The following is a 13,253-nucleotide window of genomic DNA, read 5'->3' as shown; positions in this document are numbered from 1 at the left end:
GATCCGCTGCGGCAGGTCGAGCCTATTGGTAAGGGCCTCTGAGGTTCAGGCTCTCAGTCAGGAGACAGAAGCGGTTGATCAGCCGGACGAGCTCCTCGCCCTGCTCGGCGACGATTTTGTTGCGCTCGACGGACGGTGTGTCGGACAAAACCTTCCAAAGCCGGCTTTGCCGATCACAGACATCCGCCAGTTCTGAGTAGTCGCTGGCAGTCAATTTCAAAAAATGATCCGCCGTCACCGGTCCGATGCCTGGGGGCGTTGTCGCCCCAAGCGACAGATAACCCGACGATACGGACCCCTTGGCATTTGCCACCGATTTGCGGCAGATGAGGTCGAACAGCTGGTCGACGGCCTGTTTGGCGCCGGCGACGCGCGACGGATGGTCCGTATCAGCCGCGGCATGCGGCAGAAGTTCAAGTTTGTCGCCGTGCCTCTCGACGAGGTCGAGATAAGGCAGCATCGGGCCAGACAGACGCCCGGTTGAGGCATCCCTGAACAGATCGGCATCGATGGCGGCGTGGCGCACCCGCCCTGCGTCCAGCGCCTCGCCAAGCGCCACAACGTCGACGAGCTCGCCGCGATCGTAGTTGACCAGCACAGCGCCCTTGTTCATGCGGCTCAGAACATCGGCGCCGATGAGCCCGGCATTGGCGTAGCGGCCGGTCTGCGTATCCTGCTTGCCCAGGCCGACATGGACGCTGAGCACATCGGCACCTTCAGCCGCGTCGGCGAGGTCCGCCGCGAAGGCAAAGCCCTCGGCTTCTACCCAGTCGCGGTGCCGTGGCCTGGCATGGATCACCACGCGCATGCCGAAGGCACGGGCGAGCTTGGCCACTTCCCTGCCGATATTGCCGTAGCCGATGATCGCGATCGTCTTGCGTTCGAGTTTTTCGGTCGGGAAAACACGCAGTTCCCTGCCGGTGTCGAAGGCGCCGCGTGCCACCCGGTCGTGAAGCAAGCCGACCGGGAGATCCGGCAGCACTTTCAGGATTGCCTTGATCACCATCTGCGCGGTGGCGCGGCTGTTGATGCCAGGCGTGTTCATCAGCACCGCGGTGCCGCCCTCGCCGCTGCCGCCGCCCCAGGAGCGCGAGCCCATATTGCCGGTGCCGGCTCCAATCCGCACGCCGGCCAGCGCAAAGACGGTTTCGGCAGGCAGGAAGGTCGCTGCGGCGATGACGGCGTCATAGCGGCCGTCGCCGGCGGCTTCGATCAGCTCCTCGCGGGTGCTGAGGTCCGGCTGGTAGAAGAAATGCACCCGACCTCGCTCGAGGCCCGCTTTGTCGCCAAGCGCGGACAGGTGGAAGCGCCCGCCCTTGGCTTCGATATGGGCGCGCACTTCGCCGGGATCAGGCTTGCCGTCAGGTCCGAAGCGCAGGCCGACCAAATCGCAGATCAGCACGGCGTAGGCGCTTTGCGGATCGATCGGCTCGACGGCCTGGGTATTGGTGTTTGCGGTCACGTCGTTTCCCCATGCAAGAACGAAAAGGTTGCCGGTACGGCAGCGCGCTCCGATTAATCAGAACCTATCCGCCCGGAAGGGCGTCAGATCGATCGTCGGCGGCAAACCGGCGGCAAGTTGCGACACGATCTTGCCGGTGACGGCGCCGCCGATGAGGACTTGATGACCATTGCCGAAGGCATGGATGACGTTCTTGGCCCGTGACGCCCGGCGGCCCGATCTAAAGGCTGGGTCCCAGCTTGATCGGGCTGCCGTCGCTGAAGCGGGATTGACGGAACCTGTGAAGATCATGTCCGATCTCGTTTCCCTGGACGAGGTCGGACACGACACGGCCCATTCCGGGTCCGATGCCGAAGCCGTGACCGCTCATTCCGGTGGCGATGACGAGACCCGGAATTGCGGCGGCACGATCAACGACCGGCACGACATCCGGCATCGCATCGATCATGCCCGCCCAGGTCGCCTTGATCGGCACCGTCTTGAACTGCGCGAAAAGTGCCGAGAATTCGCGCTCGATATCGCGCAATGCCGAGGCTTTGGGGGCGGGATTGAGGATGCGCATCCGTTCGAACGGGCTTTCCTCGTCCGCGTTCCACCTGCGTGGGGTCGACCAGCCGTCCGGATAGCCGCGCGGCGCCGCCGGCAGGTAGGAGGTGCCAAAAGGATTCGCCATCAGAGCGGGAACGTATTTGGTCGCATGACGAAAGGCGTCAGGCCCGACATAAAGCTGACTGGTGCCTCCCGATGCCAGCGTGTAACCGCCATCCTGCCTGCGCCGGAATGCGATATGGTCGTCGGCCACGGCGCCCGAATGGATTTCGGGCATGGGTCCGGTCGCAGCGACGGTCGCCCTGACGCTGAGCTGCGGGATGTATACGCCGTGCGCGCGCAGGAAGAGCGACGTCCACGCACCGCTCGCCACGACCGCGCTCGAGGTGGCGATACGGCCCTGCTCGGTCCAGACCCCGCTGACGCGTCCAGCCGATATGTCGAGCATGCGCGCCGCACAATTCTCGATGATGGCGACGCCCTCCCGGGCGGCCAGGCGGGCAAGCGCTGAAACCGCGACCCAGGGCTCGGCGCGCATGTCCGACGGGGTGGTCATAGCACCCTTGAAAGAGCGCGACATGGCCGGGATCAGCTTGGCCGTCTCACTCTGGTCGAGGAGACGCGTGTCGACGCCGTGTATCTGAGCGATCTTCAGGAACTTCGCGAAGCCGGCCATCTCCTTGTCGGTTCGCGCGAGGTAGGTAACGCCCGTCTGCATCAGCCCGATGTCCTCGCCGCATTCCTCGGCCAGTTGCCGCCAGAGGCGTTGCGCTTCGATGACAACAGGCAGTTCATCGGCATCGCGGCCCTGCTGCCGGATCCAGCCCCAGTTCCGCGACGACTGCTCGCCGGCGATGCGGCCCTTTTCCAGCAATGTCACCGAAATGTTGCGCCGCGCCAGGAACAAGGCCGTGGTCACGCCGATGACGCCGCCGCCGATGACCACAACCTCCGAAGCCTTCGGCAACGGTGCTTGAAACTGGATCGGCATCGCTTCGGTGAAGGGAAAACTTGTCAAGGAAGACTGCCCTCTTGCTTTTCACGCGGCGTCGGCCCTGGCTGCTTCCGTGCCGGCGACGCGTGACAGAACTGATAGTCCGTCAAGGCTGGGTCGAGCTGGACAATCTGCGCGTCAATGCAATGAATTGTTTATGCCAGCAAATGTCGCCTCGACACCCACATGACCTTTGCCGACAAGACCGAAGCGCCCGGCGACGACCGACGGCGGCACCGTATGTCAGGCACAGCGCGATGCCGCCATTGGCCCCTTGAAGGGTCAAGTCGGACACGCGTAACATCTCGTCATCAGAACTGAGTCTGCTTAATGCGTCCGGGCTAATGTCCGGATTGGACTGGATATTTTCCTTGCCGACGGATGCAACCAGCGGCGCGGCGAAGCGCGGCAAATCGTTTGCCCATGTGGCGGAAGCCTCCTGGGGCAAGGGCCTCAGCACCTTGCTGCGCATCGTGCGCATGACGCTGCGCCATCCTTGGCAGGTCGCCATCACCCTCGTCTCGACCTTCATCGCCGCGACGCTGCAGCTTTTCATCCCACGCCTGCTGGGACGCGCGATCGACCAGGCGCAAGGCGTGATGGCCGCGGGTGCCGGCACTGTCGCGGAACAGGCGCTGTGGCACACAGCGCTGACGCTGCTCGTCGTCAGCATCCTGCGCGGTCTCTTCACCATGGCGCAGAACTATTATGGCGAGGCCGTCGGCCATCAGACCGGCTATCAATTGCGGCTCGCCTTTTACGAAAAGACCCAGCGCCTGAGCTTTTCCTTCCACGACAAGGTCCATACCGGGGACCTGATCACGCTCGGTCTGCTCGATCTCGACGGCGTGCGCATGTTCTTTTCCACCGGCATCCTGCGCGTGGTGCTGCTCAGCGTGCTGATCGGCGTCGGCGCCTATCTCCTGATCAGCACCGACCTCGTGCTCGGGCTGCTCAGCCTCAGCTTCGTGCCTTTCGTCGCCTGGCGATCCTCGGTGACCCAGCTCAGATTGCGCAGCACCTGGCTGACGCTGCAGGAGCGGCTGTCGGTGCTGAGCCGGGTGATGGACGAGAATCTGGGCGGCATCCGTGTCGTGCGCGCCTTCGCGGCGCAGCGCCATGAGCTCGCAAAATTCGACCGCGCCAAGCAGGACGCGCTGGAGCTGGCCAATCAGCGCGTCGACATCCGCGTCTCCAACACCAGCGCCATGAACTTTTCCTTCCTGGCCGCCATGGGGCTGGTGCTCTGGTTCGGCGGCCAGAAGGTGATCGCGGGCCAGATCAGCGTCGGTACGCTGGCGCAGTTCCTCACCTTCATGACCATCCTGCAGATGCCGGTGCGCCAGCTCGGCCTGATGGTCAACTCGTTCGCGCGCGCCTCGACCTGCGGCACGCGGCTGTTCGAACTGCTCGATACCGAACTCGACATCGAGGATGCGCCCGACGCCAGGGAGCTCGTCATCACCGAGGGCGTGCTGTGCTTCGACAATGTCGGCTTCCGCTATGAAGGCGCGGGCGATCGCCCGACGCTGTCCGGCATCTCTTTCGAGGCCAGGTCCGGCGAGACGATAGGGATCGTCGGCCCGCCCGGCAGCGGCAAGTCGACCATCGCGCATCTGATCCCGCGCTTCTACGACGTCACCTCGGGCACGATCACCATCGACGGCCAGGACATAAGCAAGGTCACGCTGCAATCGCTGCGCAAGGCGGTCGGCGTGGTGCAGCAGGACGCCTTCCTGTTCACCACCTCGATCGAGAACAACATCGCCTATGGCAACCCGTGGGCGCGCGAGACCCGCATCGGGCAGGCCGCCGAGTATGCGCAGTTGCACAACTACATTATCGGGCTTCCGGCCGGCTATACCACGGTCGTCGGCGAACGCGGCGCGTCGCTTTCCGGCGGCCAGCGCCAGCGCCTGACCATTGCGCGCAGCCTGATGCTGCGGCCATCGGTTCTGGTCTTCGACGATTCCACCGCGGCAATCGATGCCGGTACCGAGCAGCGTATCCGCGCGGCGATGAAGCGTTTCGCCAAGGATCGCGTGACGCTGATCATCTCGCACCGGCTGAGTTCGCTGATGCATGCCGACCAGATCCTGTTCGTCGAGGGCGGCCGCATCGTCGAGCGCGGCACGCATGAGGAGTTGCTGGCGCTGGGCGGTCGCTATCGCGCGCTTCACGACCTGCAGCTGCGGCCGGACGACGACCGGCTCGAGGGAGCCGCATGATGTCGACGCAGGACGACGACGAGAAGGACGACAAAAGCGGCCGGCCGACCAAGGCCGTCGTCGGCTCGCATCGCGACGAGGAAGAGGTTTTCGGCAAGGCCTATGATCCGCGCATCATCAGGCGCATCTGGAGCTTCGTCAGACCCTATCAGGGCCGGATCTTCATCTCGGTGGCGGCGGTGCTGGTGTTCACGCTGACGCAGCTGGCGATCCCGCTGGTCATCCGCTATGCCATTGACCACGGCATGGCTGCGGGCCGGCTCGACCGCTCGGTGATGATCTCCGCGATCCTCACCTTCACCGTGATCATCCTGATCAACTACGCCGCAAGCCATGTGCAGGAAAGCGTCGTCGGCAAGGTGGCCGAGAATGTGCTGTCCGACCTGCGCCGCGCAATGTTCAGCCATCTGCAGCGCGTGTCCCTGAGTTTCATGGACAAGACCGAGGTCGGCCGGCTGATGTCGCGCCTGCAGGGCGACGTCAATTCGATGCAGGAATTCCTCGAAACGTCTGTCATGTCGGTGGGCGACATCGTGCTGCTGTTCGGCATCGTCACCGTCCTTTTGTGGCTCGATTTCCGGCTCGGACTGCTGACGCTGTCGACCATGCCGATGCTGTTCATCGTGCGGCTGTTCTGGCTGCCGCGCGCCAAGGTCGCCTTCATGGCAGCGCACGAAACCAATTCCATCGCCAACGGGGCACTCGCCGAAGGCATCCATGGCGTGCGCACCGTGCAGAGCCTGGAACGCCAGCACGTCAATTTCGACCTCTATGACGAGAAGGTGCTGGCCAACCTCAACGCCCATCTGCGGTCGGCGAAATATGCGCAGGTGATGGTGCCGATCGTCGACACGCTGACCGGCATCGCCATGGCGACGGTCATTGTCGTCGGCGGCTCGATGGTGCTGTCGCACAGCCTCGATGTCGGCGTCATGGTAGCGTTCCTGTTCTATATCCAACGCTTCTTCGACCCGATCCGTTCACTTACCATGCAGTACAGCGTCATGCAGCGCGCCATGGCCTCCGGCCAGCGTATCTCCGAAGTGCTCGACGTGCCGGTGGATGTCAGCGACAAGGACAATGCGGTGGCCTTGTCGCGCGATACGGACGGCTCGGTCGAGTTCAGGAACGTCACTTTCGGCTACCGGCCGAACCAGCCGGTGCTGAAGAACATCTCCTTCCGCGTCAATCCGGGCGAGACGGTCGCTCTTGTCGGCCCGACGGGATCGGGCAAGTCGAGTTCGATGGCGCTGGTGCACCGCTTCTACGACGTCTGGTCGGGGCAAGTCCTGGTCGGTGGTCATGACGTGCGTGACCTGACGCAGGATTCGCTCGGCGACCAGGTGGCCATGGTGCTGCAGGAGCCGTTCCTGTTCTCCGGCACGGTGCTGGAGAACATCCGCTACCACAAGACCGGCGCAACCCGCGATGAAGTGGTGCGCGCCGCACAAGCGGTCGGCGCGCACGACTTCATCGAACAGTTGCCCGATGGCTACGATACCGAACTCGAACAGCGCGGCGGCAACCTTTCGCTCGGCCAGCGCCAGCTCATCAGTTTCGCGCGAGCGCTGGTGGCCGACGCCAAGATCCTGGTGCTCGACGAGGCTACGGCCAGCATCGATTCCTACACCGAGATGCTGATCCAGAAGGCGCTGATCAAACTGCTGGAGGGCCGCAGCGGGCTGGTCATCGCCCATCGGCTCGCTACTATTCGCGGCGCCGACCGCATCATCGTGCTGCAGAATGGCGAAATCGTCGAAAGCGGCAACCACGAACAGCTGATGCAGAGGAAGGGCCTCTACGCCCGCCTCTACAACATGAACTACGCTTCGTTCGACGACATTGCGGAAGGCGAGCTGGAACTGGACGCCGCGGTCGGCAAGGCGACGTGAACGGCGCCTGCAAGTGGCCGCAATCGTCTACGCCATTTCGGGGCGTCTTGATGCCTCGCGGATCGCCTTGTGCACGCCGCGCTGCAGATCCATGAAGGCCGGGGTCTCCATCACCTCTTCCCGGCGCGGCCGCTCGATGTCGACGTTGAAGGTCTGCATGATGCGTCCCGGCCCGATCCCCATGACGACGATGCGGTCCGACAGATAGACCGCCTCCTCCACATCATGCGTGACGAAGAGAACGGTCAGCCGGTGTTCCTCCCAGATCTGGGTCAGCAGTTCCTGCATCTGGTGCCGGGTCAAGGCATCGAGCGCGCCGAACGGTTCATCCATCAGCAGCATCTTCGGCCGATAGGACAGTGCGCGCGCAATGGCGACACGCTGCTTCATGCCGCCCGACAGTTCGGACGGATAGCGGTCGGCGCTTTGCGACAGCTTGACGAGGTCGAGATGCTCGAGCGCGATCTCGCGGCAGGCGGTGCGATCGTAGCCGGCGGCCTTGAGGGCGAACTCGATGTTCTGCCGCGCCGTCAGCCAGGGCAACAGCGTGTAGGACTGGAAGACGACGCCGCGGTCGAGACCCGGCTGCAGGATCGGCGCGCCATCGATGCTGAGATCGCCGGCGTCGAAGTCCTGCAGTCCGGCAACGATCGACAGCAATGTGCTCTTGCCGCAGCCCGACGTGCCGACGAGCGAGACGAACTCATTGTCGGCAAGATCGAGGTTGATGTCGCGCAGCACTTCCGTGCGCCGCTCGCCAGTGCCGAAGCTCTTGTCGAGACCGGCGATGCGCAATTTGGGAACAGTCATCGGCGGTTCCTCATTGCGAATGGCCATCCTGCCGGAACAGAACCTTCTCCAGCGCCTTCATGACCTGGTCGGTGATGAGACCGAGCACGCCGAGGAGCAGGATGTAGCCAATGATGGTGTTGGTCTGGAAATAGCGCTGCGACACGGTGATGCGATAGCCCAAGCCAGATGTCGCCGCGACAAGTTCGGCCAGCACCAGCCAGGTCCAAGCCCAGCCGAGGCTGATGCGAAGCGTATCCCAGATGCCCGGCAGGGCGCTGGGCACGACGATGCGCGTCAGGATCTTGCGGTCCGGCAGGCCGAGCGTGCGGCCAAGGCCGATGAAATCGGCGGGAACTCGTTTCACATTGTCCATGATCATCAGCACCTGCTGGAAGAAGGTTCCGATGAAGATGATCAGGAATTTCTGGGTATCGCCGGTACCGGCCCACAGGATGGAGAGCGGTACGAATGCGACGACCGGCATGTAGCGGATGAAATCCACCAGCGGCTCGATACCAGCCTCCCAAGAGCGGAAGCTGCCGATCAGCACGCCGATCGGGATGGACAATGCCGAAGCGATGAGGAAGCCGATGGAAATGCGATACGCCGAGGCCGTGAGGTCCAGCCACAGCGTGCCGTCGGCGGCGAGCTTGGCTATCTGGGTCGCAACGCTGCCGGGCGACGGCAGGAAGATGGGCTTCACCCATTCCAGCCCCGTCGCCGCCCACCAGCCAAGGCCAAGCCCGACAAAGACGGCCACCGCGATCATCAGGAAACGCGACCTGGCGATGGGCGCGCCGATCCCAGAGGATCGGCGGCGCCTGGCCTGTTTCGTGGCCGCCTTTGGCGCGGCCGGGCCGGTTTTCGCGGGGGGCTCCGCGGACATCTGCGCTACCACCGCGATCCGGCCTCTATCATTGCGCCGCCTTGACGAAGGACGGATCGATCATCTGTTCCGGCGTCACGTCGGCCTGCAGCAGCTTGGCGTTCTTGGCGGCCGCTTCGACGTCGGCGAATGTCTTGGTGGTGAAATCGCCGGTCAGCGCCGTCTTGTTTTCGGCGAGCGAATAGTAGCGCACGCCATCGAAAGCGGTGTTCAGGTCCTTGACGTCGGAACCGACCGCCTTGGCGATGATGGCGCGGCCGCCGGGTGTGTCTGCATGGTAATCCTTGAGTGCGGCGTCCCAGCTCTTGATCATGGCCAACACCTGGCCGGGCCGCGACTTGATGACCTCGTCGCGCACCACCAGCACGTCGCTGATCAGGCCGGGATCCTCGCCGGCGGAAAACAGCAGCTTGACGTCCTTGTTCTGCGCCATGGCGACGGTGAGGTAGGGCTCGTAGGTGACCGCCACCGGCACGCGGCCGGCGATCAACGCGCCGCCGGCGTCGGAGGCAGGCATCGGAACCGGCTGGACGTCGGCGATCGACATGCCATTCTTGGCGAGCGCGTATTTGAGCAGGATATCGCTGGTCGTGCCTTCCTCGAAAGCAACCTGCTTGCCCTTGAGGTCGGCGATGGAGGTGACGTCCTTGCCGGCGATGATGGCGTCGGCCGTCATCGAGACGTCGAGCAGCAGCACGATCTTCACCGGCAGGCCGGCGGCCACCATGCCCATCGCCGTGTGGGTCGCGATGTTGGCGGCGTCGAGCTGGCCGCTGGCCAAAGCGGCGTTGATGTCCTTGTCCTCGGCAAAATTGACGATCTGGACGTCCGACAGGCCGTTCGTCTTGAACAGGCCCTTGGCGTCGGCGACGTGCCATTGGCCGTAGCCGAGCCAGGGCTCGATGCCGATCTTGAACGGTCCTGCCTCGGGCGTCGCGGGAATGGCCGCGTCGGCCGCGTGGGCGACTGGCGCGGCGCCGAGCCCGATGGCGGCGGCCATCATGAGCGCGCGAAATTGTCCTGCTAGGTTACGCATCATCTCAAGTTCCCCTTGATGATCAGACCGCTTTTTTACCCAGGCATCCGGTCTGGTGAGACTGCGGGTTTCTGCTCTTGCGGCACTGTGCCTCGGCGTCTTGCCCACCACTTCGTGGTGAAGTGCAGGGATATTTCAGCGTCCGCGGGCGCGGATGTCAAGGCTAAAATACATACATGCATATACAAGTTGGCATGGCTCAATTTCCCCCATGGATCAGGCGCATCGGCTCGCGCTTTCAGGATCGATCAAGTCCAGGAAGTCGGTCACCCGATCGGCTCCGGCATCGGGCTCGCTGCCGACCATGACCGCGACTGAAAAGGCGATGAGGGAAGAGACCGGCGTGTGGCTGCGCGCGCCGGCGCGCAGGTTCATGACCAGGGTTGGCGACAGGAAAAGCCCGGAACGCAGGACCGCCCGCCAATCCGCCGGCAGCATGCCGCGCCGCTTGAGCTCGAGCAGCAACGGTCGCCACAAAGCAGTGGCCTTGACCTCCAGCAGGTCGCGGCGAACCGGGCTCAAATCCCAGTCCGTGTCGACATGGATGAGGTCTCCGTCCAGCCGCGCCTGAGCGCGAAAAGCGTCTGTCGCGATGGCTGGGTCGTAGAGCCAGAACGGATGGGCGAAGATGTTGTGGAAGGTTGCCTTCACCTCGGCCAGCAGCGTCGGGATATGCGAGCCGGCAAAGGCGGGATCGAAGAAGGACAGCTCCGCCCTCCCCGCTTCTGCCGTGTACCAGACATTGGCATTGTGGGCGTCGCCATGCGCGACCACACCGCCGGCATCGGCCAGCCGGTCCGGCCGCAAGCGCGCCGCAGCAGCGTCGAAAAGCTCGCCGATGCTGCTGGTGTAGAGCTGGCCGTTGATGACGAATTTCAGCCGGCAGAACCGATCCCAGCCAAGTTCCATGCCAGGAAAGACAAACGGCTTGCCGACATAGAAATCCGCCAGCCGGCCGCCCGGCGACGACCGCGTATCGGGGTCGATCAGCCGCTCATGGAACAGCCGGTGGATCGGCTCAGCCGAGACCTCCGCGACAGTCACCGGATGCAGCGTCTCGAGATAGACCTCGAGCAGCCTGGCGGACAGGTCGCGCTCGGCGAGAACCGCCTCGCGCCGCCTGCCGGCATCGTCCTCGGCATCCAGCGCAAACAGTACATCCGAAAATCTCGGATCGGTGCGGCGGCGGTAGACAAGGATCTGCTCACCCGGCTGGGCGGACATGTGGACGGGCTGGTCGACCGGCAGGCCGGCACGCGACAGGATTTCCGCCCGGTAGTATTCGCCGGTCATGGCTTCCTCGCGTTCCTCCTGGTGGAACTTGAAGAAATAGGCCTGGCCCTCGCTGTCAAAGAAGCCGTTCAACGAATTGAGGCTGTATTTGTCGACATTGATGCGGACGTTGCTGGGGGTCATTGCGAACAGATCGCCCAGCAAGGCCGCCAGCGCGTGTTGCGCCTCGCCGACATCGTGCTGCGCGAGCGCGCGGATCCGCGCCGTGCGGCTGTGCATCATCGGCCGTCCCTTCTAGCCGATCCGTCCGCAAGGCGCGAAACAGCTCTTATCAGTACATGTACATACATCTGCGTCGAAGATTCCGTGATCTGCATTGGCTTTTCGGCGTCAGTTGGCCTTGGAGGGGGAATAGCGGCTGCCGAGCGAATAGCGGCTGCCGGCATAAGTCAGCTTGCTGATGGTGGCGACGATCGCGCCCGTCCATGTGCGGCGGTGCAGAAACAGGCAGCAGCTGCCGATATCGATATTGAGATGCCGCGCCGTCTCGGCGTCGGCCGGGATCGCCGAGATGATGTGCTCGACCTCGGTCACCGGGGTCTTCTGCATGAGGTAGTCGTAGGTCGCCGTCTTCGAAAAGTCCTGCTTGTCGTAGTCGGGGATCAGGCTCGGATTGACGAAGCGCTCCTCCAGTTGCACCGGCAAATCGTTCTCGAAATTGACGACGACCGAGTGATGGATCGCGACGCGCTTTGGGAACTCGAAGGACAGTGCGAGTTCCTTCGTAGGCATGATGGTTTCCAGCACGAGAACTTCCGAGCGATGCCTGTTGCCGCGCTCGACAATCTCGGCCGCGATGTTGTTGATCTCGATCAGCGTCGATTGCGGACGGGGCGGCGCGATGAAGGTGCCGACACCTTGCAGCCGGATCAGGAAGCCCGCCGCGGTCAGTTCCCGCAAGGCCCGGTGGACTGTCATGCGCGAGACACCCAGCGAAACCACCAGCTCATTCTCGGACGGCAGCTTGCGATCCTTGCCCCACCGGCCTGTACCGATGTTTGTCAAGATGTAGTCCTTCACCTTCTCGTAAAGGGGGCTCGCCGTATCGGGCAAATCGATCATTTCAAAATCCTTTCCGGCAATTTATCGGAAATCAAGCCGGCTCGACAGGTTGCCGCATGCGGATGATTGTTTTCAAGCCGTCGCTTTGCCCCGCCAACAGCCGCTCATAAGTGGCCGCAATATCGTCGAGACCGATCTCGCGATCGATCAGGGAAAGCAGCGGTTTGCTCAACTCACCCAGCATCCGCACGGCGTCGGGCAACTCGTCGGCGAAGGCATGGCACCCCAGCAGCGCGATCTCGCGTTCGACCAGAAGGTTGGGGTCGATGTCGAGACGGCCATGGAAGATGCCGACCATCGCCACAGCGCTGCCGGAATCGAGAACGCCGAGCAACTGGTTGAAAGCGGCGATGCTGCCGGTCGCCTCGACGGCCGCCAGCAGCGGAGCATTGGCGGTCGCGGCGGCAATGGCATCGCGGTCAAGGTCGACGATTGTTGCGCCGGTCACCCGCGCCACGCGGGCGCAGCGGGCCTGGTTGCGGTCGGCGACAAGCACGGTGCCGGCAAAGCTTCGAGACAGCAGCAGCGCGGCGAGACCGCCGATCGGCCCGCAGCCGACGACAAGCACCGAGCCTGCCGTCTTTGGCAAACGCCGTACCGCGTGCAGCGCCACCGCGAGCGGCTCCGCCATCGCGGCGACCCGTTCGTCAAGTGCTGCATCGACAACATGCAGCAGTCGCGCGGGTAGAACAGCCTGTTCGGCAAAGCCGCCGTCGCAGACTTCGCCGACAAAGCCCAGCGAAGCGCATAGATGGCGCCTGCCGGCACGGCATTGCGCGCATTCCCCGCACCAGAAGCGGGAATCGGCAATCACCCTGTCGCCGATGGCGACCGTGTCGACGCCCTCGCCGAGCGCGGTCACCGTGCCGGTCAGCTCATGGCCGGCGGTCGAAGGCGAGCGGCTTATCCATTGGCCGGTGCGGAAATTGTGCAGGTCCGAACCGCAGATGCCGGCGGCATCGACCCTGAGCTTCACCCAGCCGGCATCCGGCAAGCCGGGTTCGGCGATGTCCTCCACCCGCAGATCGCCCGGTCCATAAAGCCGTGCCGCCTTCATCG

The 13,253-nt window shown here is 63.8% G+C and carries 10 protein-coding genes; 2 read left to right on the top strand and 8 right to left on the bottom strand.

Going from position 1 to position 13,253, the window contains the following annotated elements; genetic code table 11:
- Positions 1–22 precede the first annotated feature (22 nt).
- Positions 23–1,462, bottom strand: a complete 1,440-nt coding sequence (locus CK226_RS04425; RefSeq protein ID WP_095791154.1) for an NAD(P)-dependent oxidoreductase — start codon at positions 1,460–1,462, stop codon at positions 23–25.
- Positions 1,463–1,682: 220 nt separating this feature from the next.
- Entirely contained in the window at positions 1,683–3,029 is a 1,347-nt protein-coding gene (locus CK226_RS04420; protein ID WP_095791153.1) for an FAD-binding oxidoreductase, read from the bottom strand.
- Positions 3,030–3,376: 347 nt separating this feature from the next.
- Between CK226_RS04420 and CK226_RS04415 the strand changes: the two genes are divergently transcribed.
- Both CK226_RS04415 and CK226_RS04410 read left to right on the top strand, forming a co-directional pair.
- Positions 3,377–5,233, top strand: a complete 1,857-nt coding sequence (locus CK226_RS04415; protein WP_095791152.1) for an ABC transporter ATP-binding protein — start codon at positions 3,377–3,379, stop codon at positions 5,231–5,233.
- On the top strand, positions 5,233–7,125 hold the full coding sequence (locus CK226_RS04410) for an ABC transporter ATP-binding protein (RefSeq protein WP_095771461.1): 1,893 nt from the start codon (positions 5,233–5,235) through the stop codon (positions 7,123–7,125). The genes CK226_RS04415 and CK226_RS04410 overlap by 1 nt, the downstream gene beginning before the upstream one ends.
- A 27-nt stretch (positions 7,126–7,152) precedes the next feature.
- Here the strand turns inward: CK226_RS04410 and CK226_RS04405 are convergent, their stop codons facing one another.
- From CK226_RS04405 to CK226_RS04380, 6 genes are all read right to left on the bottom strand, one after another.
- A complete protein-coding gene (locus CK226_RS04405; RefSeq protein ID WP_027045736.1) occupies positions 7,153–7,935 on the bottom strand; it encodes an ABC transporter ATP-binding protein in 783 nt (260 codons plus the stop codon).
- A 10-nt stretch (positions 7,936–7,945) separates the two neighbouring features.
- Positions 7,946–8,686 carry an ABC transporter permease gene (locus CK226_RS04400; RefSeq protein ID WP_348629076.1) on the bottom strand — a complete coding sequence of 247 codons (741 nt, stop codon included), beginning with the start codon at positions 8,684–8,686 and terminating at the stop codon, positions 7,946–7,948.
- A gap of 145 nt (positions 8,687–8,831) precedes the next feature.
- Positions 8,832–9,839: an ABC transporter substrate-binding protein gene (locus CK226_RS04395; protein WP_095791426.1), complete on the bottom strand. Its 1,008-nt coding sequence runs from the start codon at positions 9,837–9,839 to the stop codon at positions 8,832–8,834.
- 216 nt (positions 9,840–10,055) lie between these two features.
- On the bottom strand, positions 10,056–11,354 hold the full coding sequence (locus CK226_RS04390) for a hypothetical protein (protein ID WP_095791150.1): 1,299 nt from the start codon (positions 11,352–11,354) through the stop codon (positions 10,056–10,058).
- A 108-nt stretch (positions 11,355–11,462) separates the two neighbouring features.
- On the bottom strand, positions 11,463–12,194 hold the full coding sequence (gene hutC, locus CK226_RS04385) for a histidine utilization repressor (RefSeq protein WP_095791149.1): 732 nt from the start codon (positions 12,192–12,194) through the stop codon (positions 11,463–11,465).
- A 31-nt stretch (positions 12,195–12,225) separates the two neighbouring features.
- Positions 12,226–13,251, bottom strand: coding sequence for an alcohol dehydrogenase catalytic domain-containing protein (locus CK226_RS04380; protein ID WP_095791148.1), 1,026 nt, complete (start codon positions 13,249–13,251; stop codon positions 12,226–12,228).
- Between the last annotated feature and the right edge of the window lie 2 nt (positions 13,252–13,253).

This window comes from Mesorhizobium sp. WSM4311 (genome assembly GCF_002295115.1).
GTDB lineage: Bacteria > Pseudomonadota > Alphaproteobacteria > Rhizobiales > Rhizobiaceae > Mesorhizobium.
The sequence above is the reverse complement of the archived record's forward strand: the minus strand, read 5'-3'. Positions and strand labels throughout refer to the sequence as shown.